General features: G+C 64.2%; 22 protein-coding genes. 7 read left to right on the plus strand and 15 right to left on the minus strand.

Features of this window, described 5'->3' with window-relative positions:
• Nucleotides 1-222 precede the first annotated feature (222 nt).
• Nucleotides 223-1,095: a hypothetical protein gene (locus P3T23_RS13540; RefSeq protein ID WP_429316678.1), complete on the plus strand. Its 873-nt coding sequence runs from the start codon at nt 223-225 to the stop codon at nt 1,093-1,095.
• An 85-nt stretch (nt 1,096-1,180) separates the two neighbouring features.
• On the opposite strand, the gene P3T23_RS13545 is transcribed toward P3T23_RS13540, so the two are convergent.
• From P3T23_RS13545 to P3T23_RS13560, 4 genes are all read right to left on the minus strand, one after another.
• Nucleotides 1,181-2,023, minus strand: a complete 843-nt coding sequence (locus tag P3T23_RS13545; protein WP_429316679.1) for a transposase — start codon at nt 2,021-2,023, stop codon at nt 1,181-1,183.
• Nucleotides 2,024-2,052: 29 nt separating this feature from the next.
• Nucleotides 2,053-2,364, minus strand: coding sequence for a flagellar transcriptional regulator FlhD (locus P3T23_RS13550; protein ID WP_429316680.1), 312 nt, complete (start codon nt 2,362-2,364; stop codon nt 2,053-2,055).
• Nucleotides 2,365-2,438: 74 nt separating this feature from the next.
• Nucleotides 2,439-2,651 carry a hypothetical protein gene (locus tag P3T23_RS13555; RefSeq protein WP_429316681.1) on the minus strand — a complete coding sequence of 71 codons (213 nt, stop codon included), beginning with the start codon at nt 2,649-2,651 and terminating at the stop codon, nt 2,439-2,441.
• Nucleotides 2,652-2,891: 240 nt separating this feature from the next.
• Complete coding sequence (locus tag P3T23_RS13560; protein ID WP_429316682.1) at nt 2,892-3,782, minus strand: DMT family transporter; 891 nt, start codon at nt 3,780-3,782, stop codon at nt 2,892-2,894.
• A 114-nt stretch (nt 3,783-3,896) separates the two neighbouring features.
• On the opposite strand from P3T23_RS13560, the gene P3T23_RS13565 reads away from it, so the two are divergent.
• Nucleotides 3,897-5,312 (plus strand): PLP-dependent aminotransferase family protein, encoded by a 1,416-nt coding sequence (locus tag P3T23_RS13565; protein WP_429316683.1) that lies wholly within the window; start codon nt 3,897-3,899, stop codon nt 5,310-5,312.
• 211 nt (nt 5,313-5,523) lie between these two features.
• On the opposite strand, the gene P3T23_RS13570 is transcribed toward P3T23_RS13565, so the two are convergent.
• The 3 genes from P3T23_RS13570 to P3T23_RS13580 form a co-directional block, all read right to left on the minus strand.
• Nucleotides 5,524-6,612 (minus strand): TAXI family TRAP transporter solute-binding subunit, encoded by a 1,089-nt coding sequence (locus tag P3T23_RS13570; RefSeq protein WP_429316684.1) that lies wholly within the window; start codon nt 6,610-6,612, stop codon nt 5,524-5,526.
• A 162-nt stretch (nt 6,613-6,774) separates the two neighbouring features.
• A complete protein-coding gene (locus P3T23_RS13575) occupies nt 6,775-8,013 on the minus strand; it encodes a zinc ribbon domain-containing protein (protein WP_429316685.1) in 1,239 nt (412 codons plus the stop codon).
• Nucleotides 8,014-8,324: 311 nt separating this feature from the next.
• Entirely contained in the window at nt 8,325-9,860 is a 1,536-nt protein-coding gene (locus P3T23_RS13580) for an MDR family MFS transporter (protein ID WP_429316686.1), read from the minus strand.
• Nucleotides 9,861-10,010: 150 nt separating this feature from the next.
• Here P3T23_RS13580 and P3T23_RS13585 point away from each other — a divergent pair, with 150 nt between their 5' ends.
• A complete protein-coding gene (locus tag P3T23_RS13585) occupies nt 10,011-10,688 on the plus strand; it encodes a TetR/AcrR family transcriptional regulator (protein WP_429316687.1) in 678 nt (225 codons plus the stop codon).
• A 23-nt stretch (nt 10,689-10,711) separates the two neighbouring features.
• Here P3T23_RS13585 and P3T23_RS13590 read toward each other — a convergent pair whose 3' ends face one another.
• Nucleotides 10,712-11,437: a ribonuclease activity regulator RraA gene (locus tag P3T23_RS13590; RefSeq protein ID WP_429316688.1), complete on the minus strand. Its 726-nt coding sequence runs from the start codon at nt 11,435-11,437 to the stop codon at nt 10,712-10,714.
• A gap of 341 nt (nt 11,438-11,778) precedes the next feature.
• On the opposite strand from P3T23_RS13590, the gene P3T23_RS13595 reads away from it, so the two are divergent.
• A complete protein-coding gene (locus P3T23_RS13595) occupies nt 11,779-12,189 on the plus strand; it encodes a response regulator (protein WP_429316689.1) in 411 nt (136 codons plus the stop codon).
• Nucleotides 12,190-12,273: 84 nt separating this feature from the next.
• Here P3T23_RS13595 and P3T23_RS13600 read toward each other — a convergent pair whose 3' ends face one another.
• The 4 genes from P3T23_RS13600 to P3T23_RS13615 all read right to left on the minus strand — a co-directional run bounded on the left by P3T23_RS13600 (nt 12,274) and on the right by P3T23_RS13615 (nt 15,799).
• Nucleotides 12,274-12,789, minus strand: a complete 516-nt coding sequence (locus P3T23_RS13600) for a Fur family transcriptional regulator (protein ID WP_429316690.1) — start codon at nt 12,787-12,789, stop codon at nt 12,274-12,276.
• 94 nt (nt 12,790-12,883) lie between these two features.
• A complete protein-coding gene (locus tag P3T23_RS13605; protein WP_429316691.1) occupies nt 12,884-14,461 on the minus strand; it encodes a tetratricopeptide repeat protein in 1,578 nt (525 codons plus the stop codon).
• A 13-nt stretch (nt 14,462-14,474) separates the two neighbouring features.
• Nucleotides 14,475-15,101, minus strand: coding sequence for a glutathione S-transferase family protein (locus tag P3T23_RS13610; RefSeq protein ID WP_429316692.1), 627 nt, complete (start codon nt 15,099-15,101; stop codon nt 14,475-14,477).
• 68 nt (nt 15,102-15,169) lie between these two features.
• Nucleotides 15,170-15,799 carry a glutathione S-transferase family protein gene (locus P3T23_RS13615; RefSeq protein ID WP_429316693.1) on the minus strand — a complete coding sequence of 210 codons (630 nt, stop codon included), beginning with the start codon at nt 15,797-15,799 and terminating at the stop codon, nt 15,170-15,172.
• 140 nt (nt 15,800-15,939) lie between these two features.
• On the opposite strand from P3T23_RS13615, the gene P3T23_RS13620 reads away from it, so the two are divergent.
• The gene (locus P3T23_RS13620; protein WP_429316694.1) at nt 15,940-17,595 is read left to right on the plus strand and encodes an ATP-binding domain-containing protein; all 1,656 of its coding nucleotides are present in this window, start codon (nt 15,940-15,942) and stop codon (nt 17,593-17,595) included.
• 49 nt (nt 17,596-17,644) lie between these two features.
• On the opposite strand, the gene P3T23_RS13625 is transcribed toward P3T23_RS13620, so the two are convergent.
• Nucleotides 17,645-18,592 (minus strand): phosphoribosyltransferase family protein, encoded by a 948-nt coding sequence (locus tag P3T23_RS13625; RefSeq protein ID WP_429316695.1) that lies wholly within the window; start codon nt 18,590-18,592, stop codon nt 17,645-17,647.
• A 156-nt stretch (nt 18,593-18,748) separates the two neighbouring features.
• Between P3T23_RS13625 and P3T23_RS13630 the strand changes: the two genes are divergently transcribed.
• A complete protein-coding gene (locus P3T23_RS13630) occupies nt 18,749-19,246 on the plus strand; it encodes a molybdopterin-dependent oxidoreductase (protein WP_429316696.1) in 498 nt (165 codons plus the stop codon).
• Nucleotides 19,216-21,048, plus strand: coding sequence for an ATP-binding response regulator (locus P3T23_RS13635; protein WP_429316697.1), 1,833 nt, complete (start codon nt 19,216-19,218; stop codon nt 21,046-21,048). The genes P3T23_RS13630 and P3T23_RS13635 overlap by 31 nt, the downstream gene beginning before the upstream one ends.
• Before the next feature lie 70 nt (nt 21,049-21,118).
• Here the strand turns inward: P3T23_RS13635 and P3T23_RS13640 are convergent, their stop codons facing one another.
• Together P3T23_RS13640 and P3T23_RS13645 are read right to left on the minus strand one after the other, a co-directional pair.
• Nucleotides 21,119-21,973 (minus strand): helix-turn-helix domain-containing protein, encoded by an 855-nt coding sequence (locus P3T23_RS13640; RefSeq protein WP_429316698.1) that lies wholly within the window; start codon nt 21,971-21,973, stop codon nt 21,119-21,121.
• A gap of 277 nt (nt 21,974-22,250) precedes the next feature.
• The gene (locus P3T23_RS13645; protein ID WP_429316699.1) at nt 22,251-23,969 is read right to left on the minus strand and encodes an ArnT family glycosyltransferase; all 1,719 of its coding nucleotides are present in this window, start codon (nt 23,967-23,969) and stop codon (nt 22,251-22,253) included.
• Nucleotides 23,970-24,344: the final 375 nt, after the last annotated feature.

Consider the following 24,344-nt stretch of genomic DNA (forward strand, 5'->3'; position numbering starts at 1 on the left):
CTTGTTTGGCTCGGCCAAACGGCGCTCCTTCCTCCTTGCACTGCGGGCGGAAAGGCACGTTCGCAAGCCCGTTATTAGCGTGAACAGGCCCTAGGACAGCGGGATTGTACGGTTTGCCAGCAGGCCTGGGCCGTGGCACGATGAAACTCATGAGGCGGGAATCTGAGGGGACGTGCGCCGATTCCGGCGCGTCGCTCCTGTTTCGACACCTCCCAACCATCTATGCATCGCAGGCGCCTTGTACTGGCTGCGCTGAGTGCGGCAGGCGTGGCGCTTGGCGTGCCTGCCGCGCCGGCAATTCGCTTCGATATCGTCTATCCGCGCATCCGCCCAGGGGGCGACGTGCATGCCGCGTATGCGCTGGCGGTCCTCGATCTGGCGATGAAAACGGCCAACGCCAGCTATACCGCACAGCAGACCGCGATCGTCATGGAGCGCGGCCGCGCGCTGGCCGAACTGGCGAATGGCGGCGATACGATCAATCTGCACTGGACGAGCATGGAGGCGCGAGCCGAGCGCGGATTGAACGTGGTCCGGATTCCGATTCATCGCGGGCTGATCGGTTACCGGGTGTTTGTCATAAGAAAGGATCGTCAGCCGGACTTCGACCGGATCGAACGCTTTTCCGATCTGAAGGCCCTGACGGGCGGTCAGGGGCTCGGATGGATCGATACCGAAATCCTGAAGGCAGCGGGGCTGACTGTACAGACCTCGACCTACGAGACGATGTTCGAGATGACCCAGAGCGGCCGGGTCGACTATTTTCCGCGCGGCGTCGTGGAAGCGTTTGCCGAACTGGAGGGACGCCGGCACCGGGAGCCCGATCTCGTCGTCGAGAACCGGCTGCTGCTGAAGTATCGATCCGATTTCATTTTCTATGTCGCCACGGGACACGAAGCGATGGCGGAGACGATCGGGAAGGGGCTCGTCGCCGCGTATCGCGATGGTTCTTTCATGAGGCTCTTCAACTCGCATCCCTACATTCAGGATGCGCTGACGCGCACGAAGCTCGTGAACCGCAAGACCTTTCAGCTCGAGAACCCCTTCCTCTCCGAAGCGGACCGCAGGATTCCGGACGAGTACTGGATGAGCTGACGGTGCCCTGGACCGCTTACTCGCCGCGGCTTTCGTGATCGGTTCGGGGCGGCGTCCGTCACGTTGCGAGGTATTCGCTTTCGATTTAGCCGGAGCGGACGTTTCGTTGCCACACGTCGATGATTGCCGCGTCGAGGCCATCCCTGTCGAGGCCGGTCTCGTCGTCGATCCATTGCCGCGCCCATTCCAGGGCGTACTGCTGCGCAGCTTCCCGGCTCGCGAAGCGCGGACCGACAAGGCCGGAACGTGCGACCCGCTGTGCGTCCTGGACGATCTCGGCCCAGCCGCGGAACCGGGTATCCGCCACCGGGTCGGCGGCGATATAGATGACGTACCCGCGTGGATCGAGCACGCGTTTGCCGTGCGACGCGAGGCCCATCCATGGTGAGGCAGGCGGCTGGGCGCACTGGACGGTGTTCCCGGGGGCATGGTATTCGACACGGACAGGCCCGGCACTCGATGGACCCGCGAGCTGCCTCGTCATTTCAGTGAACGAATCCGCGGTATGGGCACGCACGGGCGTGCTGCCCGATGCCTGCCACGTTGCCGGGTTTTTCCACAATACCTGGCGAAGACCCTCTTCACGGAGCTGGCGGCCGATACGTCGCGGTGGGTTGCTGCCGTCTTCGAGGAAGGTATCCGCGCCATGGCAGAAGGTGCGCCCCGCATCCGCAAGAACCTTGAGCATCTGGACCAATGCACCGGTCGAGCGCCACTCCTCGAACCGGCACCGGCAGGTCGGCGCCGATGGATAGGTCCCCGGCAACCTCGACCAGGGTTCACCCGTTGTCAGAATCCACAGCACTGCGTTCGCCACTACGCGAACCCGCACACGTGGCCGGCCGCGCTGGCCGTGCACGACGGTTGCATCCGACAGAAGAGGCGCAAGCAGGGCCCATTCCTCGTCGCTGATTTCGTTGAAGTGCATGCCGTTCTCCCCCTCACCGGACGATTCGCTTACAGGGGCAAAGCGGCAGGCTGGCAGACTGACGATCCGGGCGCCAACGCTGCGCCGGCAGGGTGTAGCGAATCCGACAGGGCTGCCAGCGTGGGCTGCGCGTTGAAGCGAAAATGACACAGCACGTGTGGCGCGACGGCCAGCTTTGCAAGCTGCGCGGCCGAAAGCCCGATCAGGATGTCAGCGACTTCAGGCGTCATGCAGAAGCGCGCCATGCCCGCTGTCCTGTCTTCACGCAACAGGCTCTGGACCAGCGACAGGTACGCGAGATTGAAATCCCGCACGAAGTCGAGTGTGTCGGTCGTGCCCATCCCTGCCTCCTGCTGCCAAGGTCTGTTCCGTCTGCCTGTTGCGTCGCGCGGCGCTCGCGCCCCCCTCTCTCGCGCTATCCGCTGGCGGTCGCCCGGTTTGTGACGGACCACAGGGCGAGCAGGTCCTCTACGCAATCGGACAACTCGCAGAGTTGCTGAAATGCGTCGACGCTCAGTTCGTGGAGATGTTGTCGTCGGAGATCGCGGATCGCGTTGCCGAGCCGCCGCAGGGGCTCGGGGTCGCTGCTCACGAGCGGCCAGCCGCGCAACAGAAAAGTGAGCGGCATGATGCTCCTGCGTTCGCACCAAAGATCGAACAGGCGAGAGCACATCGCGTTGATATGCTCGACGGCATTTTCTCGCTCAGACAGATAGGGAACCATGGCGGCGCGCGGACACAGGATGATTGACGTGTCTTCATCCTATGTGGTCAGTAATCGCAGCGCCGTCAGGACATCAAGAAAACAGGTCAGGGCTTTGCTGAACTTCCGGTCAGGAAATCCTTAGGCGTGGGGCACGGCCGCCACTCAAGCCGCTGGTCTGTGCACCGGTGTGCGCCTGGCAAATCGCCGCGCACCCGCCACGCAAGCGACGACGACGACCGTCACGAAGATCATCTCCGGCGGCACCGCTTCATGCAGCAACAGCGCGGCGAGCATGAGGCCGAAGAAGGGCTGCAACAGCTGTAATTGTCCAACCCCGGCAATACCGCCCAGCGCGAGCCCTCGATACCAGAACACGAAGCCGATCAGCATGCTGAAAAGCGATACGTACGCGAGGCCCCACAACGCGGCATGGCTGACGCCGTCGAACGACGCCGGACGCGCCCACCATGTGAGCGGCAGCATCACCGGCAACGACAGCACCAGTGCCCACGAGATCACCTGCCAGCCGCCGAGATGACGCGACAGCCGTGCGCCCTCCGCGTAACCGAGGCCGCAGACGACGATCGCCGCGACCATCAGCAGGTCGCCGACCGGCGACGCTTCGACGCCATTGCGCAAGGCGAACGCGACCACGGTGGCGCTGCCGATGGCGGAGCATAACCAGAACGCCGGTTGCGGGCGCTCGCCGCCGCGCATGACACCGAAGATCGCGGTTGCGAGCGGCAACAGGCCGATGAACACCACCGCATGCGCGGCGGTGATATGCCGCAGTGCCAGCGCGGTGAGCAGCGGAAAGCCCACGACGACGCCCAGCGCCACCATCGCCAGTGGCAGGAAATCGCGCTTCGCCGGGCGCGTTTGCCGAAACACCAGAAGCAACGCGAGCCCTAACGTGCCGGCGATGGCGGCGCGCGCCAGGGTCAGAAAGACCGGATCGAATCCTTGAATCGCGATACGCGTCGCGGGCAGCGAGCCGCTGAAGATGAGCATGCCGACGAAACCGCTGAGCCAGCCGTTCGTTGTCTTTTGCATTGGGACCGGGTCTTTGATCAAAATGGAACGCAGATGATGCGCCGGGCAAGCGCGCAGGGTAAGCTACGGATCAGTACAATTCAGGCAAACTGTACCGATCAAGGAGCAGTACAGATGGCGGAAGATGGCAGCAACAGTGTGACGACAGGCACGCGCGTCGCGCTCGTGATGGACGCGCTGCGCGAGCGGATCGCGAGCCGTTCGCTGATGCCCGGCGCGCGCGTGCCGTCGATCCGTGCCATGACCGACTCGCTCGGCGTGTCGAAGTCGACGGTGGTCGATGCCTATGACAGGCTGGTCGCGGAAGGGGCGATCGTGTCGCGGCGCGGGTCCGGGTTTTTCGTATCCGGCCACGCGCCGCCGTTTGCGCTGGCGGATATCGGGCCGCAGCTCGATCGCGAGGTCGATCCGCTCTGGCTCACGCGGCAGTCGCTCGAAACCGGCGTCAAGGCGCTCAAGCCCGGCTGCGGCTGGATGCCGGCGTCATGGATGCCGGAGGACGGGATGCGCCGCGCGTTGCGGGCGATTGCCCGGGACCCGGACGCGCCGCTCGCCGAATATGCGTCGCCGCCGGGCTTGCCCGCGCTGCGTCAACAGCTCGCGTGGCGGCTGTCGCAGCATGGCGTCGACGCAGCGCCGGAGCAGATCGTTCTGACCGACGGCGGCACGCAGGCGCTCGACCTCGTGTGCCGCTTCCTGCTGGAACCCGGCGACACGGTACTGATCGACGATCCCTGCTATTTCAACTTTCAGGCGCTGCTGCGTGCGCATCGCGTGCGCATGGTCGGTGTGCCGTACACACCGTCGGGACCGGACCTCGAACGGTTCGAACGCGCGCTGATCGAGCATCGGCCGAGGCTTTATGTGACGAATTCCGCGATCCACAATCCCACCGGCGCCATGCTTGCGCCGGCCATCGCACATCGTCTGCTGAAACTGGCCGCCGAGCACGATCTGCTGATCGTCGAAGACGACATCTTCGCCGACTTCGAAGAGGAGCCCGCGCCGCGCCTCGCTGCGTTTGACGGTCTGGCGCGCGTGGTGACGATCGGCAGCTACTCGAAGACGCTGTCGGCGGCGGTGCGATGCGGCTACATTGCGGCGCGCGCGGACTGGATCGAACCCTTGATCGATCTGAAACTGGCGACGTCGTTCGGCAACGGGCAGCTCGCGGCCAGCGTCGTGCATCGCCTGCTGGTGGACGGCACGTATCGACGTCATCTGGAGAGCATGCGTGCGAAACTCGCCGACGCGATGGGCGATACCGTGCGGCGTCTGATGCAGGCGGGACTGCAGATATGGACGCGTCCGCGCGCCGGCATGTTCATCTGGGCGCAGTTGCCAGACACGCTCGACGCTGCCGACGTCGCGCGTCACGCGTTGGCCGACAACGTCGTGTTCGCGCCAGGCAATGTGTTCAGCGTGTCGCAATCGGCGGCGGGATTTTTACGCTTCAACGCATCGCAATGTAACCGGCCGAAAGTGTACGAGGCGCTGCAGCGCGCGATGGAGCGCGCAGCGCGGTCATAGCGTGACCGCAGCGCGCTCATGGCGTGACCGCAGCGCGCTCATGGCGTGACCGCAGCGCGCTCATGGCGTGACTGCAGCGCGCTCATGGCGTGACCGCGGCGCGGTTATGGCGTGACGGCAGCGCAGTCATGGCGTGACGGCCGGCGGGGGAAGTAGCGCGTTCAACCGTCGCAACTTTCCCTCGGATCCGACTGCTTCCGCTTACACCTGTCTACTTCCCGCACAGCAGCAGGAGCCTTTCCTGCTCCGAGCATGGGCGCTTGCCGGCTTTCTGCACGCTCTCTTCGGCTGTTGCTGCCGTGGGGGTTGCAGTCGCCCCGGCGCTCTTGTGCGCGATACAGGCACGCAGGCGCTTTTCCATCGGCGGATAGTATTTCCAGCCCTTGCCGAGATCGGGCAGTTCGAGCTTCACCTGTTTCCACTTCGGATGGCCGTGTTCCTGGAGATTGTCGAAGTTTGTGCAGAGCGAGTCGGCGAAGCGGTCAAGTTTGCCGACTGTGTCGCGCAGGTTGTAGTCGTATGTGACGAGGAAGGCCTTGACGGTCAGTGTCTGCACATCGTCCTTGATCCAGTTCGGATAGCTTGATGTGCGGATCGTGGCCGGATAGTAGGTCTGTTTCGCTCGTGCGGTTTCCGGCGCAGCTGGATCCAGCTTGAGAAGCCGGATCTTCTGCAACAGTTCGGGATTCATATCGGTGAAAAGCTTCGCTGGCTGGCCCGCAACGACGATTGCCACATCGATCTTCCCCACGATCAACGCTGCGAGCGCGTCCTCGTTGGACAGGTGCTGCGCGTTTTGCTCGGGAATCGGCTGGCCGAACATCAGGCGATAGAGCGTCGTTGCCGATTGCGCCGTGCCGCTGCCGATCAGTCCGACGCTCATGTTCTGGTTCTTGATATCGTTGATGTTCTTGAGCGGCGAGTCCGCACGCACGACGAAATAGATTTCCTCGTCATAGAGCGGCATGATCAGGCGCAACGGTCGAATCGTTGTACCCGCATCGGCATTGCCGCTGTTCGCCATGTCCACGTAGGCCTGATACACGTCGGACTGCACCAGCGCGAGCTTGACTCCCGGCTCGAAGCGCATGCGCTGCACGTTTTCGGCGGAGCCTTTCGACGGCATCACCTCCAGCTCGATGCCGGCCGGGTCGGCGACCCACTTCGCCAGATCCGCACCGATCTGGATGTACGTGCCGCGCTCCGGCCCGGTGACGATCTTGTAGTGCGCATCGGCCGCCAGCGCGGTTGACGAAGCCAGCGCCAGTACGATCAATCCCGCCAGAATGTTCTTGAACATGGTCTCCACCTTGTCTGTGTGGTTGGAACGGGCGCTCGCGCAGCCACGCGCGAGGCACGATGCACGGATGAGTCAGGTCTTCGATGTCATGGGCAACAGGTTCGTCGGTGATGCGGTTGTTTCGCGTGTCGTCGTTTTGCAGTCTCCGGTGCAGTAGCAGGTTCAGGGCGCGGCGGGTGCGGCCGATGCCGGTGTCGCGGCGCGTGGCGCGGGATGACTCCAGCCGGATTCGACAATCGCGCGGATTTTGGCGTCGACGCTGTTGGGGTCCGTGCCTGATGCCGCAGTCGCAGTCGCAGTCGCAGTCGCGGTCGCCGGCGCCGGCGCCGGTGCAGGGGTGTTTGCGACCGGAATCTGGGCGTTCGCGTTGCCGCGTTTCGCGGGCCTGGCCGGAGGCGGGTTGGCCGTGGCGATGGTGGGCGCCGTGGGCGCCGTCGCCTGTGCGCCACCGCGCGCGGTCGGCAGGGCCGGCGTGTTCCAGCCCGCTTCACGTATCGAACGTTCGAGTAGCGCTCTCACGTTGGGGTTGGTCGCATCGATCGCGAGCGCATCGGTGGCGTTGTGGCGCACGCAACTCCACAGACGGTCAGCCGCGCACACGTTCGCATTGCGCATCGCGTGGTCGCGTTTCGTCTGGCGCTGGAGCAGGTCCTGCTGCATGAGCCGTGCATCCGCATTGTCCGGCTGGGCGACGAGCACTTCAGCCAGCGCCGCCTGGGCGCCTGTCAGATCATTCGCCTGCAGGCTGGCGCGCGCCGCCTGCAGGGCCTCGGGCACGTCCCGATGTTTCGTTATCTCGCGCGGCGGGAGCGGCGGCAGGACAACGGGCGATGGCGCGGGCCCTGCGGGCGCGACAGGCAAAGGAACATGCGCTACCGGGGGGGAAGGCGCGGGCATCTGTGCGGGCGGTGATGGGGCAATCGACGCAACGCTCTGCCGTGCGCTGGGGGCAGAGGCCGGTTCGTACGGGACGATGGTGCCCGTTGCGGTTTTCGTAGCGGGTTCGTCAGTCGTGGAGTCCTTGTGGTCGCCAAACAACGCATAGCCCGCGTACACCAGCGCGCCGAGGAGCAGGACCACCACGAGACCCTTGGTGAAAATCCACTTGCCGAGGCTCTTCCACAGCGGCACCGGCATGCTGAGCGGCGCAATTGGCGTGTCGGGCAGCATGAGATGCGGATGATGCGCGGCATGCTGGGGAGCGGATTGCGTGGCGTCGGGCGCATGCGTATCGGGGTCGTCGGGCGGCAGCGCATGTCCTGCCGCTTTCTGGCGGATGCCATACGCAACTGCATGACTTGCGCCGCACCACGGACAGGTATCGTCGGGCGGATACAGTGCGCCGCCGCAACGTTTGCACGGCGTCGGGAAACTCTGGCCAGGAGTAGTCTGGGTGGACATGTGTTGGACCCACCAGTTTCGGATCGCGGTCAAGGCGATCAGGGGCATCTGCGTGATACGCGCATCTGCCCTGCGAGCGACCGGCACAATGGCATGTTGCAGGGCCGCTAAATGCAATATGTGTCGTTTCAGCGCCAACGTCAACCACCGTTGTCACCTACCCGACAGGTGGCTTCGGGACATGTGGGGAGAACGATCGATCGGTAGACTTTTTGATACGCACCACGCTGCAGCATGGTGGTTTGGTCGGAGGAATGTTGCGCGATACGGCTCGCGGGCCGGACTTTCCGCCGGCCCTGCCTGAATAGTGATTAATGATGCTTGCGCAACGGCACGTCTTCGAGGAACCACGACAGTGCAAACGCGAGCACGACCACACATGCCGCCGAGAGATATACGGTATGTAGTGCACTGGAGAACGCCTGCAGATAATTGTCACGCAATGCGGCCGGCAACTGGTGGATCGTCGTGGGGCCGAGCGACTGCGGCAGCTCGGTGCCGGCGGGAATGAGTTCCGAGAGACGCGCGCCAAGCCGGTTCGAAAACACCGCGCCGAACGCGGCGACACCGACCGAGCCGCCGATCGAGCGGAACAGCGTCGCGCCCGACGTGGCCACGCCCATGTGTTTGAACTCCACGGTGTTCTGCACCGCGAGAATCAACACCTGCATCACCATGCCCAGTCCGCAGCCGAGCACACCCATGTAGAGATACATCACGTGCACCGGGGTGGAGATCTGCAACCGCGCGAGCAGGATCATCGCGACGGCGACGAGGAAGGTGCCCGCGATCGGGAACATCCGATATTTACCGATCTTGCTGATCACCCGTCCCGTTATGACCGACATGACCAGCACGCCACCCATCATCGGCAACATTTGCATGCCGGCCTGCGAAGGTGTGGAGCCTTTGACGACCTGCAGATACATCGGCAGAAACGTGACCGAGCCGAACATCGATACGCCGACGATGAAACCGATCAGGCTGCTCAGCAAGAACGTGCGTTGCGTGAACAGCTGAAGCGGCATGATCGGCTCGGCGGCGAGACGTTCTTCATAGATGAAGCCGCCGATACAGACGATGCCGACCGCGAGCGTGAACCACAGCTCCGGCGAGGTCCAGGGCAGCACCGTGCCGCCCTGGCTCGTGAACAGGATCACGCAGGTCAGCGCGGACGCAAGGAACGCGGCGCCCATGTAGTCTATGGTGTGCCTGACGTGCGCCGTGTGCGGCTTGAATACGGCGGCGATCACGAGCAGGGCGACGACGCCGAGCGGCAAGTTAATGTAGAAAATCCAGCGCCAGGACAGATGCTCGACGAGAAAGCCGCCGAGCAACGGACCGATCACGGTGGCAAGACCGAACACGCCGCCGAACATACCCTGATAGCGGCCACGCTCCGCAGGCGGAATGACGTCGCCGATCGCCGCCATCGTGATGACGAGCAACCCGCCGCCGCCGAGACCTTGCAGCGCGCGCAACAGGATCAGTTGCGTCATGTTCTGCGCGACGCCGCACAGCGCCGAGCCGATCAGGAACAGAACGATGGCGGTCTGCAGGACGATTTTCCGGCCGAAAAGGTCGCCGAACTTGCCGTACAGCGGCACGACGATGGTGGAGGTCAGCAGGTAAGCGGTGACTACCCACGACAGGCTTTCCAGCCCGCCCAGTTCGCCGACGATGGTAGGCAGGGCGGTCGACACGATGGTCTGGTCGAGCGCGGCCAGCAGCATGACCAGCAGCAGTGCGGGAAACAGGATGCGTATCGGCGGGTGCGCGGGCGCGCTCGCGGACGAAGACGCGGCGGCACTGCCATGTTCGGCGGGTAAGGAGGTGGACTGGTCCATATACTGGGGCTGCATCTTGAAATTAATTAACTTGACGATTAATATATGCGAGACAGGACGGCTCGTCAAATGGATATGGCAAAGTCAAAACTCAGTGGTCGGGCAGCACAGGCAGACGCGGCTGACGGCATATCTGCCTCAGCAGGCGCAATGCCCGACGTGCCGGAAGCAGCGGCCGGGGCAGCCCGTCGGCCGGGGCGCCCCACGGGAAGTGCGCGCGGCCCGGACCAGCGCGCGCGGCTGCTCGACACCGCGCTCGCGCTGTTCGCGCGGCAGGGCATCCTCGACACGACGCTAGGCGCGATTGCGCGCGAGGCCGGCGTTACGCCCGCGATGGTCCATTACTACTTCAGGACGCGCGACCAGTTGCTGGACGTGCTGATCGACGAACGCTTTCTGCCGTTGCGGGCGGCCATGGGCGGTCCGTTTCAGGCGAACCCCGACGATCCCGTTGCGGCGATTACGCAACTGGCGCGCAGGCTGGTCGATGTCGCGATCGAGCATCCATGGTTTCCGCCGCTCTGGGTGCGCGAAGTGATCAGCGAGGGCGGCCTCTTGAAGCAGCGCATGCACGAACGCTTTGGCGACGCCCATCAAAAGGCGTCGCTCGAGTGCATCGCAAAGTGGCAGAAAGAAGGCCGGCTGAACGCGGATCTGGAGCCGTCGCTGGTGTTTCTGTCGCTGCTCGGGCTGACGATCCTGCCGCTTGCGACATCGAAGATGTGGCGCAACGATCCGGCGCGGCGTCAGATCAGCGCGCAAGACATCGCGCGACACGCGGTCGCGCTACTGGTGAATGGCGTAGGCCCTCAAGGCGTCAAACGCTGAGCCAGCGACTCGCGACTGGCGGATCAGGAAAGCTTACGGGCCTTTTTCCAGTCTTCGTAGGCGGCTTTCGTCGCCTCGTTCGGCGGATACGTGCCGGGAAGCGCTGCGTCGTCGCGGATTCGCTCCGTCAGGAACGTTTCCAGCTGTTCCTGTTCGGCGGCGGCGAGCGCCACCTCGGCCGCCATTTCGCGAGGAATGACGACGATGCCGTCGCCATCGCCGACAATCACATCACCTGGAAACACCGCCACGCCGCCGCACCCGATCGGTACGTTGATGTCGACGGCATGGTGACGGATCAGGTTCGGCGGCGCGCTCGCGCCCGCGCAGAACACGGGCAGACCGAGCGCCGCGATGGTTTCGCTGTCGCGCACCGGCCCGTCCGACACCATCCCCGCGACACCGCGTACCTGCAGGCGCAGCGTCAGGATCGAGCCGAACGACGCGCTCGCGCGCTCACCGCGGCAATCCTGCACCAGCACGTGGCCGGCGGGAATGGTCTCGACGCACTTGCGCTGCGCGTATTCCGGATTGGCGAAAAGCTCGAGCACGTCGATGTCTTCGCGCGACGGGATATTGCGCAGCGTGAACGCGGGGCCGACGAGATTGGGGCCGCCATGTCTGGCGAGCGGTGCGACGCCTTGCATGAACGTGTTGCGCAGACCGCGCTTGAAGAGTTGCGTGGTGAGTGTCGCGGTGCTCACGTGGCGGAGCGTTTCGAGCGTGGCGGAATCGAGGTCTTGCGTCATCGTGTCGGGTATCCGGTGAGAAACGTGGCAAGCGGCGAGAAAAAGGCGCGGGGCAGGCCGCCCATGATAGCGCCGCAACACCGCGATCCCGGCACTTCAGTGGATGGTCCACCGCGCAGCCCGTGTAAGGCGGTGTGATATCGTGGACGCGAGACGACCGCAACTCGTACCGTGAAAACGAGTCAGAATGCTGTGTGTACCGTTGCGTCGAGGTCAGAACGCAAGGCCCTTTTTCACGGCAATGTCCACGGTCTCCCGAAAGCGCTTCAGAAGGGCGGCGGGATGATCCATACAATGGCTGCGCGTGACCGCCTAACCTGTTTACATAGCAACAAAGCAAAATGAACGGAGAGTTGAGACTCGATCACGCCACGATCGTACTTGTCGAGGACGATGCGCAAAGCCGCGAGTCGCTGGCGAACCTGCTTGAACTGGAAGGCGCGCACGTCGTCGCGGTGGCGGACGCAGAAGAAGGTGTCGAGGCCGCGGTCAGGTTATTGCCTGATGCCGTCGTCTGCGACATCGATCTGCCCGCCATGGACGGTTTCTATCTGATCCAGCGCCTGCGCGACCACGAGATTCGCGGCGACCATTCGCCGTCAGTGGCGGTAGCGCTCACCGGCCATACCGACGATGCCTACCGTCTGCGAAGTATCGGCGAGGGATTCCAGCATTTCATGACGAAGCCGGCCCGTCCAGAAGCGCTCGTTACGCTGTTGCGTGACGCAATCGAGGCGCGGGCCGCTGGCTGAGAGCAGATGAGGCGTTGATGCGGGCGCTGATGCAGGCGCTGCGGCAGACGTCGCAAGGCGCGGCCGGTTTGACGGCCGCGGGGGTCATTTGCTGGCGCTTTCCGCAGCCTGGCACGCTGCGCACAGACCCTTGAGTTCGATTTCGTCGCTGGCAAGCCGGTAACCGGCATCTTCGATCTGCGCGACGAGCGCCTGACGCAGCTTCGGCTGATGCAGTTCGGTGACGTTGCCGCATTGCTGGCAAACCACGAGGATGCCATGCTGGCATTGCGTCAGGTCGTGGCAGACGGTGAACGCGTTGATCGACTCGATACGGTGAACAAGGCCCGCCGACAGCAGGAAATCCAGCGCCCGATAGACTGTGGGTGGTGCCGATCCGGGATGGATCTGGCGCATGTCGTCGAGCAGCGAATAGGCCTTGGTGGCCCTTCCGGAAGCAAGCAGCAGTTCCAGCACCTTGCGCCGGATCGGCGTGAGTTTTTCGCCGCGCTCGCGGCAGTATTCTTCCGCCAGCGCGAGGGCGGCTTCAGGCGACGGCGCCCGTGTTTGCCCATGCTCGTGCCCGTGGTCGTGCGCTACCGGTGAGGATGCGTTTTTCATGCGTCGATTATACGGGGCAACCGGAATCGGCGGGGATGGCCGCTTTCCTGGCGCATGCTGCGCTTTGGGCGACCTCCCGCTTGCCGTCCAGTGTCTACGGGTTGCCTGGCAACGCAGGCCACGCGTTCAGTGCATTCTCCAGATCGATCAGCACGTTTGACCAGTCGCCGCGAACCGTTTGACGGAAGAGGTGCGCCTGCGGATACCAGGGGCTGTCGCTGCGCTCCAGCTGCCAGCGCCAGTCGGGCGTAAACGGCAGCGCGATCCAAACCGGCTTGCCGAGCGCGCCGGCCAGATGCGCGACCGACGTATCGACGCTGATCACCACATCGAGCCGCGAAACCAGCGCGGCCGTGTCGGCGAACGTGACGAGGCGGTCGGACACGTCGCGCAATGTCTCATGTTGCGCGAGCGTGTCGCGGTCGCAGTCTCGCACATCCTTTTGCAACGAGATGAACGCTGCGTTCGCGTCGAACAGCGGGGCAAGCTGGGCGAGCTTCAACGAGCGGTTGTGGTCGTTCAGATGGCCCCGGCTGCCGGACCAGACGACGCCCACGCGCGGCCGGCCCGTTGCGCTTCGCGCCTCGAACACGTCATCCCACTGCGCAAGCCTGCCCGGGTCTGCGCGCAGGTACGGAACCGTTGCCGGAATGTCGGCGGCGCGCATCCTGAACGCGAACGGCAGACTGAGGAGCGGCACGTGATAGTCGAATGCAGGAACCGCGTCGCTGTCGCCGATGAGTTGCGCGACGCCCGGATAGTCCTGCAGCAGCGGCACGAGCACGCCCTGCACGCGCAACACCACGCGCGCGCCCGCGTCAGCCAGCCGGCCGACGTAGCGGACGAACTGCAGCGTATCGCCCAGCCCCTGTTCGCGGTTGATCAGCACCGTTTTGCCGTCGAGTGGCTGCTGGCCGGTCCAAAGCAACGCCGCATCGAACTCGAGGCTCTGCGAGCCGTCGCGCCAGCGCCATTCGTACTCGCGCCAGCCGTGCTCGAATTCACCCCGCAGCAGGTTGGTCTGCGCGCGATTGGTGCGCGCACCGGCGTCGTTCGCGTCGAGCGTCACCGCTTTTTTGAACTGCTGCATCGCCTCGTCGAAACGGTGAAGATCGCGCAGCGCCACACCCAGATTCACATGCGCCCGGACGAAATCCGGCTTCAGCGCGATTGCCTGCCTGTAGGCGGCGATTTCTTCGTCGTACCGGCCCATGCTGCCGAGCAGGTTGCCCCGGTTGTAATGGACCTGAAAGAGCGATGGATTGCGCGCAAGGAGCCGCTCGAACATGGCCAGCGCGCGTTCGTGCTCGCCGAGCTTTGCCAGCGAAAGCGCAGCGCCATGCAGATAAGGCGGGTGATCCGGACCCTGCGCGAGGCAGCGTTCGAAGAGCGCGGCCGCTTCATCGTGACGATCGGCGAGCTGACATACCTCGGCTGCCCAGTAGATCTGATCGCGCGAAGCGGGCATGACCTGCAGCGCACGCGTGACGAGATCGGCCGCGCGCGTGTAGTCACCGCTTTTCGCCGCGATGTAGCCGAGGCCTTCGAGCGCTTCCCCGTGATCGGGCTGCGTGGCGAGCACGCCGTTCAGGAGCGCTGCAGCTTCGTCGAGTTGTCCGCCGACAAACTTTTGCTGCGCAGCGGCGAGCGTGCGGGCGATGTCCTGCGTCATGCGTGCGGCCACCTCAATCGAGCTTCGCAGCGAATCCGCGCTGCACGCCCGGCCGCGCAAACAGCGCTTCATACCAGCGTTGCACGTTCGCAAAATCGGCGAGGTTGACCTTGTGGCGTTCGTGCCGCCAGGCCCAGCCGAGGATCGCGAAGTCCGCCACCGACAGTTCGCCCGCCACGAATTCGTTGTCCTGCAGCCGCCGGTCGAGCACGCCATACAGACGCCGCGTTTCGTCGGAGAAGCGCTTCAGTCCGTAGCGACGGTCGATTTCCGATTCGAGTGCGGCGAAATGATGGACCTGACCGGGCATCGGGCCAAAACCGCCCATCTGCCACATCAGCCATTCCAGCACCGGCACGCGCTGACGCAGATCTTTCGGCAGGAATTTGCCGGTCTTTTCACCCAGATACAGCAGGATCGCGCCGGATTCGAAGACGCTGATCGGCCGGCCATCCGGACTGTCGGGATCGAGGATCGCCGGAATCTTGTTATTCGGGCTGATGCTCAGGAATTCCTGCTGGAACTGGTCGCCCTTGCCGATGTTGACCGGCTTGACCGTGTACGGCAGTTCCATTTCTTCGAGGGCAACGCTGACCTTGCGGCCATTCGGCGTGCCCCAGGCATACAAAGTAATCGACATGGTGCGGATACCGGATAAGACCCGAGTGCTTTCGGAAGCAGCCTCAGTCAGTCACTCAGGTGATTGGCTTAAGTGAGCGGCAGGTCGACGTACTTCCTGAAGCCCGGACGCGTCGCAAGACGAGAATACCAGCGCTCGAGATTCGGCAGCGACGGACGTTCGATCCCTTCGAGACCGAACCAGCGTTTCGCATACGCACCGAGGACCACATCGGCGAGCGTGAACGTGTCGGTTTCGAAAAAGAAGCGCCCCTGCAAATGCGTATCGAGCATCTTCCACAGTGCGCCGACAGCCTGCAGGTCTTTCGCCAGCGCGGCCTGATCGCGTTCGGCGGCCGGTGTGCGCACGATCGACCAGAACACGGGCCGCTCGGCGAGCTGCAGGGTAGTGAGCGTCCAGTCCAGCCAGCGATCGATGGCCGCACGCGTTTTGGGTTCCGCGGGATACAGCAGGTTCGACGGCGGTCCATACTGGAGCGCCAGGTAGCGGAGGATCGAATTCGATTCCCACAGCACGAAATCACCATCGACGAGTGTCGGAATCCGGCCGGTCGGATTCATCGCCAGATACTCTGGCTCGTTGTTGCGGCCGAACTGCATGCCGGCGTCAATGCGTTCGTAAGGCAACACCAGTTCGTCGCAACACCACAGGACTTTCTGGACATTGACCGAGTTGGCCCGTCCCCAGATCGTGATCATTCGCCGTTTTCTCCTGAAAGCAAGAGGCCGCGCATCATGGCGGCGCTGAACCGCTAACGATACACGATGTCGGCTATTTTTACCGGGCACGGAAACGGCTCTGCGTACAATAGGCCTACCCCAACGCGACGAGGCACAGCATGGCCCGCATAGTCCCCGACGACTGGAAGAATCTCGCTGCCACCGGCGCGGCGTCGCGCGAGCGCGAGACGCTCGCGCTGCTTGAAAACGCGTTGTCCGGTGAATACACGGTTTATCACGGCGTGCACTGGACACGGCTCAACCAGGGCTTTTCCGTGTTCGGCGAAGCGGACTTCGTGATCGTCAGCCCGTCCGGGCGCGTGATGATCATCGAGCAGAGAACGGGCTTCCTGCGCGAGACACCCAAGGGCCTCGTCAAGGTGCACATGCAGACCGAGCGCAATGTGGCGATTGCACTGGCGCGCACGGTCGAGGGCATGCATCGGCGCTTCACGGGCGCGTTCGGCGCGAACACGTATTTCATCGAGGAACTGCTGTACTGCCCGGACCACGTCGTGAAAGATGCCGCGATTGCCGGCGTGAATCCGGCGCGTATCGTCGATGCGACGCGCAAGGACCGGCTCGCCGCGATCATCCGCGAGGCGCTGCCCGCCGACGAACCGCGCCTGCCATGCGCGGCAAAGATCCACCATTTCCTCGCCGACGAACTGGCGTTGACGCCGGATGCGAGCGCGCTCGTCGGCCAGGCCGGCACGCTGGTGACGCGTCTCGCAGGCGGCCTTGCGACGTGGGCGCGGCGGCTCGAGTTTGCGCCGTTCCGGCTGCGCGTGATCGGCACCGCCGGCTCGGGCAAGACGCAACTCGCCGTGCAGGTCATGAAAGACGCCGTCGCGCAAGGCAGGCGGACCCTGTATGTGTGCTTCAACCGGCCGCTTGCCGACCACATCGCGCGCGTGGCGCCGCCGGAGGCGAAGGTCGCGAACTATCACCAGCTATGCGACTGGATCGCACGCGATGCCGGCCGTGCGCCGGACTTCGACGCGCCGAACGTGTTCGAGCAGCTGGAGAGCACATTCGCCGAAGCGTCGATCGACGGGCGCTGGCAATACGATGTCTTGATTGTTGACGAAGGGCAGGATTTCCAGCAACCGTGGGTCGCGGCGCTCGAACGGTTGCTGCGGCCCGGCGCGGCGTGGTGGTGGCTCGAAGATCCGCTGCAGAATCTGTACATGCGCACACCGGTCGAGCTTCCTGGCTGGACCACGCTCAAGGAAACAACGAACTACCGCAGTCCACGCGACATTCTCGACTACGTGCGCGACCTGGTCGGAACGTCGGCACCGCTCGCGGCTGGACTCAGCTCGGGCAGCCCGTTCGATGGTTCGGATATTTCGTTTTCCACCTACGACGAAGCGCACGCAGCCGTTGGCAGCATCGATGCGACCAAGCGTGCGATCACGCACGCGCTTTCGCTGGGTTTTCGCAAGCAGGACATCGCCGTGCTGTCATTCCGTGGCCGCGAAGGGTCGGGGCTGACGGCGCTGGACCAGCTCGGACCGCATCGGCTGCGCAGTTTCACCGGCAAATATGATCTGTTCGGCAGCCCCGAGTACCGCGAAGGCGATGTGCTGCTGGAGTCGATCTATCGCTTCAAGGGTCAATCCGCGCCGTGTGTGATCCTGACCGAAGTCGACTTTGCGGAGTTCGACGAACGCATTGCGCGCAAGCTGTTCGTCGGCGCGACGCGGGCGACGATGAAGCTGATCGTCGTTGCTTCGCAGCGTGCGGCGAAGCATCTGCGCGTGCCGGCGTGACGGGTCGTGCCCGGTTATGCCTGGTTGTGCGCCTGACGGCTGCGCGCGATCAGCGCCAGCCCGATGCGCCAACCAGCGTGCCGGTGCGCCCCACGGCGTCCCACCAGATCACGCGCAACAGCGGCGCTGTCTGTGCGATCAGGAGCGCCTGTACCGGATCGCTTTCGATGAAGTGCGTCACGCCACATCGCAGGACGGCCGCCGCCTTGTGTGCCGCGGTGCCGGCCGGCGTGTGGTCGTGCAGGTCGGGCGTGCGCATCACCAGTTCGAGTTTGCCGAAGCCGTGCCGGTCGAGCCACGCCTGCGTGCGTTCGCGATCCATCTCCGGCCGGCCGGTGATGATCGCGCGAGCGCGTTGCAGGTCGATGCCAGGCAGCGACTCGAACGGCAGCAGCAGATCGCGCTCGTTCAACGCGCCTTCCAGATCTTCGTCGTAGCGGGTGGAGGGCACATCAGGCAGCAGGATGCCGTCGAGATCGATTGCGTACGTCGCGTAGTCATGGTCGTTGGACATCGGCGCGCGCTGGCCGGCGTCGTTGTTCGTCCAGTCCTCGCGATAGCGGTCCGTGTAGGCCTGGCGTTCCCACGGAAAGAGCGCGAAATAGCCGCATGCATCGATGCCGAAATCAGGACGCATGCGGCTGAGTTCGTCGAAGGCGCCGGTCAATGTGCGCACGATCAGACCGTGTCGTTCGAGAAAGTCGATGCAGTCGAGCAGCGTGAAACCGCGCCCCGCGATGTCTTCGCACAGCAGGACTTTCGAGCCGGGCGCGGGCATCGGCAGCGACGAGTCCCATGTCACCACACGGCTTGCGCGTTCGTACCGCAGGAACGCGACGGGCACGCCCACCGCATGCGAGGCCATCAACGCGAGCGGCGCGCCGCCACGCAGAATGCCGACCGCGGCAACGAACTGCTCGTCCAGCAGGGCAGGTTGCAACGATTCGATCCAGTGATCGAGCTGTTCATACGTCAGGGGAAGAACCGGTTTGTTCATGACTCGTCTTGCTGTTCGCGCGAGGGGCCGCACGCGCCTGTGGCAGGCACATTTTTTATGCGCGCGGCGTTTGGCGATATTATGCCGGGGGTTCCGGAATCCTGTTGCGTGGCGGGACGGGATCACACATATATAGAAATAAAAGGACCGGTGAATATGCGCTACCTGAATGCCCTGCTGTGGACGATCTATCTGTCGATGGCTCTCGCCGCTGCGCCGGCCTGGGCGACAGAACTGACGCTCGACGTGAAGGGCAAGATCAGACACACGACGGACGCCGCTCACACGGAGTTTCATTTCACGGAAAGCGACCTGCTCGCACTGCCAGCGCATTCGATCACGACGTCGACCACCTGGACGCCGAAATCCACGTTTACGGGACCGTCGCTCGCGGATGTTCTGAAGACTGTCGGCGCCTGGGGCAGCGAGCTCGAAATCCACACGCTCGACGACTACACCTGCACGGTGCCGGTCGCGGACGCCGAGCGCTACGGCGTGATCGTCGCGTACAGCATGAACGGCAAGCGGCTGAAGGTCAGCGATTTCGGTCCGCTGTTCCTCATCTATCCGCGCGACGCGTATCCCGCAGAACTGCAGGGCGCCGTCGGTGACGCGAAATTCGCATGGCAGATCAAGGCGATCGTCGTCAAATGAAGCGGTTGCCGCTGCGCCGTCTGGTGTTCGTCGTGATCTGGCTCACGGCGCTGGCGCCGCCGCTCGGCGCGCTCGGATATTTCCTCTACGCAAACCTGCTCAATCCGCGCGCCACGCAGCAACTGACGGGCACGTATGACGGCTTCTACTGGGACGCCGCCCAGCTCCAGATTGCCTACGCACGCCTCGAAAACCAGTTGTTGCTCTACAAGAGCGGTGCCGATAGCGAATATTCGGCGGTTCAGTTGCGCTATCAGGTGCTGCAGTCGAAGCTGAACGTGATGTCCGGTTCGACGCGCATGCTGGCGCAGAATCCGCCGCTCGCCGGGGTGCAGGCGGAAGAAATCCGCACGCTGAGTGACCTGCTCGCTTCGCTCGAGCCAGAGTTCGATGCGCTGGCGCAGGATCCGGCGCGCGCCGATCGCATTGTTACCGCGTTGCGCGAGCACTGGAACGAGGTCAACGATCTCGCGCTAAGCCGGCGTTTCGCGGACGTCACGGATCGTGAAGCGCTCAACCACGATTTCATCGCGAAGCGGCGCCTGCTGTTTGCCGCGGGTCTCGTGTTGCTGCTGCTGTCGGCGGCGGCGAGTGTACTGCTCGTCCGGAATGGCTATCGGCGCACGAAGCTGATCCGTCAGCAACACGCGGCGCTTGCGGCGGAGCACGAGGCGAGCCGCGCTGCGCGTGAGGCAAGCCTCGCCAAGGACGCGTTTCTCGGCATGATCAGCCACGAACTGCGCACGCCATTGCATGCGATCGTGTCGTCGATCGAACTGCTCGGTTTCAATTCCCATTCCGAAGCGGACAGCAAGGTCATCCGCCGGCTGGAAAGCGCCGCGCGCCAGCTCGAGGCGCAGATGAAGGATCTGACCGACTATGCGCGTCTCGGCGCGGGCAAGCTCGATCTGCGTCACGAGCGTTTCGATCCGCGCGAATTGCTGGCATCGATCGCCGATCAGAACGCGCCGGCGGCAAGCGCGAAAGGGCTCAGCTTCGAAAGCGGGCTGGGCGATCATACCGGGCTCGTCGAATCGGATCCGCACCGGATCCGGCAGATCGTCAACAACCTGGTGACGAACGCAATCCGTTATACGGAGCGGGGCTCCGTGCGTCTCGAACTGGTGCAGCGGCCGACGCTACTGTCGATCGTCGTCAGCGATACGGGGCCGGGTGTGCCGCCCGCGCAGTTGCCGCTGATCTTCCAGGAGTTCACGCAGCTCGACGCTTCGCGCACAAGGCGTTTCGAAGGCGCCGGCATGGGGCTCGCCATCGTGCAGGGTCTCGTCGATCTGTTCGGCGGTACGATCCGCGTCGAAAGCCAGGTGGGCGAAGGCACCACCTTCAAGGTTGCGATTCCGGTCACGCCGGTGGTCGAAGACGTCGTGCCCGCAGCGCCGGCAGAAGCATCAGGTCAAGGGACGCGGCCGCAGATTCTTGTTGTCGATGACAATCCGCTGGTGCGCGAATCGCTGTGCGAGATGGTCGCGCATATGGAATACGACGCAGTGGCCATGGACCATGCGGACGCCGCGCTCGCGTGGCTCGGCACGCATCGCTGCGATGTGATCCTGCTCGATCTGCACATGCCGGACAAAGACGGCTACACGTTCGTAGAGGACTTCACCGCACGCCATACGCCTTCCGGGCACGTGCCGATCATCGCGATCAGCGCGTATGCGCCGGAACCGGATGCAACGGGCGCGGCGGGGCCGTTTTTTGCATGTCTTGCGAAACCGGTGCACTACGAGGTCCTGCGCGCGGCAGTGCAGCGCGCTCTGGCGGCCCGTCACCGCGTCTGATGCGGTTTTCTTGCAGCCGTGCGCTGCTGCGTTGCTGCGTTTCACGCGGATCGACCGCGAGCGCTCGCACTCAGGGCCGGTTCAGCCGCTTCGACAGATCGGCGACGAGAATCGCCATTCTTGCGGGCTTTTCGTAACACGCGACATCGTAGTTGCGGATGACGTCGCTGATTTCCGATTCGCTCGCCTTGCCGGTCAGGAGTTCGCCGGTCAACACGAAGATCGGCGCGTCCGGATTCTCCGATGCGCGCACCGCTCGGATCGCTGTTGCCGAGGTCTGGTTGCCGAACAGCCAGTCGATCACGATCCCGTCGAACACCTGGCTTTGCAGCGCATCGTTGAAGGCCGACAGCCCATACAGCGCCATCGCCGCAAAACCGTTGCGTTCGAGGTAATCGCGCAGGTTGTCGGCGGATGCCTGATCGTCGTCGACGACCGCGATCAACGGCTTGTCCGTCTCGGCGCGGCGCGGATAGATCTCGATCTTGTGGACCTCGAAGGCATTCTGATAGAGCGCGCCGTCGTAACGCACCACGCGCCATTGGTCCAGCTTCGAGTAGGCAATGAACTCCGGCCGGCTGCCGGCTTCGAGCGGCACGCCGATCCACGCGGTGCAGGCCAGATCGACCGCGCCGATCGAAAACACGGCTTCGTGCGCGATCGCCCCGACCATGCCGGGGTCGAGCGACTGCGCGCCGAACAGTTGCGCTGCCGGCTCTCCGAATGCTTCGGCGACTTTCTTGATCTGCGAAAGCGTCCAGGGGCTGTTGCCACGCAGCTTGCGGTGACCCTGGGAAAAGCTCAGGTCGAGGATGCGGCAAAGCTCGGTGGTCTGCTGGCGTTTGCCGATGCCGTGCCGGCTCATCAACTCGCGGACGCGCTCGGCGACCGCGATGGAGTCGGGTGAGGTTGCTTCGTTGGCCATGCTGCGTGCGTGTCCGTCGATTTAAGTTGTATCTGGAAGAAGGACGCTACGGGCGCGGAAAAATCCAGCGCGGATTCTTTGCGAGCCGACCGGCCACGCGGGGGGAGAGCAAATGTACAGCCAAAAGGCGCAACTTCTGCGCTTGCACCGGACTCGGGATGAAACGATCGGTTTCAGGGGGTTGCCGCACCACGGGTGGGTTCGGGTTCCCGTGCGAGTCCGGGCGCTATTTTAACGATGAAATTATCCACGGCGCATGAAACGCACGTGGCAATCGCTATTCTTTCGGATTCTTGACCTGAGACGCAGGCGGCCCGGCTGGCCGCTGGCTGTCTGCAGGCTCGGCCGCGGCTGCCGAAAGCATCGGCGCGGCTCGCCGGTACAGCGTGAACAGCTGATCCCGGTCGCCCGGGCGTGCGCCGCTCCAGAAGGCCTGCCAGCCGGGCTGGTTTGTCGCGGCGGCTGGCGGTGTCTGGACAATCCGCACGTTGCAGTCTTGCGAGTCGCCCGTGCCGATGCTCACTACGCGACGGTGGGTGTACCACGCGAACATCGGCGCCTCGGATTCTCCCAGCCCGCTCGACGCGACGCAGTCGTTTTTCGCGTCGACGGGCGCCAATACCGCGGCAGCCTGGTCAAACACCGGGAGATAGCTTTTGGCCGCGTCGATCCACGGCATCAGCAACGTGGCCATGAGACCCCAGCTGAGTGTCATCGCGGCAGCCCAGCTGGCGGCGCCGCGCCACCGGCCGCTGCGGTCGATGGCGGGCTGCACCGCGATCCAGCCCAACGTCAATGCGACGGCGCTCAATACCGCGACAGGTTGTCGTGCGGGCAACTCCCACTCAAGCGGCAGCCAGCGACCCAGCGGCGCCACCCAGTGATGCAGCGACTGCGGGCCGCGCATGATCCACCAGGTGAGCCAGACCGCGACGAGACTCGCCGCCGCGACGGTGCGCGCCAGCCAGACCCATATGCGCTGTACCAGCGCCGGCAGACGCGGCAGCGTGCTGGCGGCGAGCGGCGTCAGCGCGGGCAGGATCGGCAGCAGATAGAGTTCGCGCAGCGTCGCGGAAAGACACAGCGTGGAGAGGCCCGTGACGCTCACGAGCGCGGCGACGACGAGGACAGGCTGGCGCCATGTCGCGCGCCGCGCGAGTGCGATCAGCGCGAGCGGGCCCACCGGAAAGGCGAAGAACAGGAGCGCCTTGAATGGCGTCGAAGGCGTGTTGTCCGATCCCAGTTCAGGAACGGAAAAGCCGAGAAAGCGGCCGACATTGTTGTCCCATAGCCAGGTCTTGAAGAGCGGCATCGAACGCTCGGCGAGCAGTGCTGGCCAGATCACCATCAGCGGCAGCGCGACAGCGCCCGCGAGCAGCAGTGCGAACGCATAGCGGCGCGTGCGGCACGCCGGCACGAACAGCGGCACGAGCAGCGCGGCGACGCCGAACACGCCAGGCATCAGCAGACCCTTGGTCATCAGCGTTGCGGCGACGCCCACGCCAAGCAGCAGCGCGGCTCGCCAGAGGGGCCAGCGGCGGGTGTCGCCGGCAAGCAGCACGATGCGGATCAACGCGTAGAGGGAGACCGCGCTCGCCGCCATCAAGCCGACATCGGTGAACAGGTCGTGTGCGTGCCTGACGAGCCCGATGGTGCCCGCGAGCAGCAGCATGGAACCGGCCGTATCGCGTGCGAGCCAGCCGCGCCGGGGCGACACCGCGCGCGCGATGGCGGCCGTGGCGGCGAAAGTGACCAGCATGGCGAGCAGTGTCGCGAGGCGTGCGCCGTCAGGGGCGGGCAGCCAGCCCGAGGTCGCCTTCATGAAGCCGACGGCGAACCAGTCGAAGAGCGGCGGCTTCTCCATGAACGGAACGCCGGCGTTTGTCGGCACGATCCAGTCGCCGGTCTGCGCCATGTGCTGGACGATGCCGAACGTGTACATCTCGTCCTGCTTCCACGGCTCGCGTCCCACGATGCCGGGAAGCAGGTAAAGCACGAGGCAAGCCACGACGACGCATATGTGCCAGGCGGCGCGGGTGCGATTTTCAGACGGGTGCAGAGTGAATGTCGATGGCGTGTGGCTGCTCATCCGGGCTGTTCCGAAGCGATGGCTGCGCTGGAATCCAACGCAACGGCACCGCTGAGTCTGTGGACCTCCAGAGTCGCATCCACCCGCTTAAGCGAGCCTTAAGCGGGCCTTCAGTCCACTTCCCGGTTAACCGGTTTGCAAACGGTTTGCCAACTAATACAAAACAATTTGCTTTCAAATAGCACTGTGTCAACTTCGTGTCGCCCGTGATCGGGCATCTACGTTGCTGCGCAGAAAGCCGGACTTCGATATGACAAATGAGCGTAGGTATGCCTCATCCCG

Origin of the sequence: Paraburkholderia sp. GAS448, from assembly GCF_050435685.1 — a bacterium.
Lineage (GTDB): Bacteria > Pseudomonadota > Gammaproteobacteria > Burkholderiales > Burkholderiaceae > Paraburkholderia.

Excerpts from the sequence above, each read along its gene's own strand:
- P3T23_RS13540 (WP_429316678.1), top strand. The coding sequence starts at position 223 with ATGCATCGCAGGCGCCTTGTACTGGCTGCGCTGAGTGCGGCAGGCGTG.
- P3T23_RS13545 (WP_429316679.1), bottom strand. The coding sequence starts at position 2,023 with ATGCACTTCAACGAAATCAGCGACGAGGAATGGGCCCTGCTTGCGCCT.
- P3T23_RS13550 (WP_429316680.1), bottom strand. The coding sequence starts at position 2,364 with ATGGGCACGACCGACACACTCGACTTCGTGCGGGATTTCAATCTCGCG.
- P3T23_RS13555 (WP_429316681.1), bottom strand. The coding sequence starts at position 2,651 with ATGCCGCTCACTTTTCTGTTGCGCGGCTGGCCGCTCGTGAGCAGCGAC.
- P3T23_RS13560 (WP_429316682.1), bottom strand. The coding sequence starts at position 3,782 with ATGCAAAAGACAACGAACGGCTGGCTCAGCGGTTTCGTCGGCATGCTC.
- P3T23_RS13565 (WP_429316683.1), top strand. The coding sequence starts at position 3,897 with ATGGCGGAAGATGGCAGCAACAGTGTGACGACAGGCACGCGCGTCGCG.
- P3T23_RS13570 (WP_429316684.1), bottom strand. The coding sequence starts at position 6,612 with ATGTTCAAGAACATTCTGGCGGGATTGATCGTACTGGCGCTGGCTTCG.
- P3T23_RS13575 (WP_429316685.1), bottom strand. The coding sequence starts at position 8,013 with ATGTCCACCCAGACTACTCCTGGCCAGAGTTTCCCGACGCCGTGCAAA.
- P3T23_RS13580 (WP_429316686.1), bottom strand. The coding sequence starts at position 9,860 with ATGGACCAGTCCACCTCCTTACCCGCCGAACATGGCAGTGCCGCCGCG.
- P3T23_RS13585 (WP_429316687.1), top strand. The coding sequence starts at position 10,011 with ATGCCCGACGTGCCGGAAGCAGCGGCCGGGGCAGCCCGTCGGCCGGGG.
- P3T23_RS13590 (WP_429316688.1), bottom strand. The coding sequence starts at position 11,437 with ATGACGCAAGACCTCGATTCCGCCACGCTCGAAACGCTCCGCCACGTG.
- P3T23_RS13595 (WP_429316689.1), top strand. The coding sequence starts at position 11,779 with ATGAACGGAGAGTTGAGACTCGATCACGCCACGATCGTACTTGTCGAG.
- P3T23_RS13600 (WP_429316690.1), bottom strand. The coding sequence starts at position 12,789 with ATGAAAAACGCATCCTCACCGGTAGCGCACGACCACGGGCACGAGCAT.
- P3T23_RS13605 (WP_429316691.1), bottom strand. The coding sequence starts at position 14,461 with ATGACGCAGGACATCGCCCGCACGCTCGCCGCTGCGCAGCAAAAGTTT.
- P3T23_RS13610 (WP_429316692.1), bottom strand. The coding sequence starts at position 15,101 with ATGTCGATTACTTTGTATGCCTGGGGCACGCCGAATGGCCGCAAGGTC.
- P3T23_RS13615 (WP_429316693.1), bottom strand. The coding sequence starts at position 15,799 with ATGATCACGATCTGGGGACGGGCCAACTCGGTCAATGTCCAGAAAGTC.
- P3T23_RS13620 (WP_429316694.1), top strand. The coding sequence starts at position 15,940 with ATGGCCCGCATAGTCCCCGACGACTGGAAGAATCTCGCTGCCACCGGC.
- P3T23_RS13625 (WP_429316695.1), bottom strand. The coding sequence starts at position 18,592 with ATGAACAAACCGGTTCTTCCCCTGACGTATGAACAGCTCGATCACTGG.
- P3T23_RS13630 (WP_429316696.1), top strand. The coding sequence starts at position 18,749 with ATGCGCTACCTGAATGCCCTGCTGTGGACGATCTATCTGTCGATGGCT.
- P3T23_RS13635 (WP_429316697.1), top strand. The coding sequence starts at position 19,216 with ATGGCAGATCAAGGCGATCGTCGTCAAATGAAGCGGTTGCCGCTGCGC.
- P3T23_RS13640 (WP_429316698.1), bottom strand. The coding sequence starts at position 21,973 with ATGGCCAACGAAGCAACCTCACCCGACTCCATCGCGGTCGCCGAGCGC.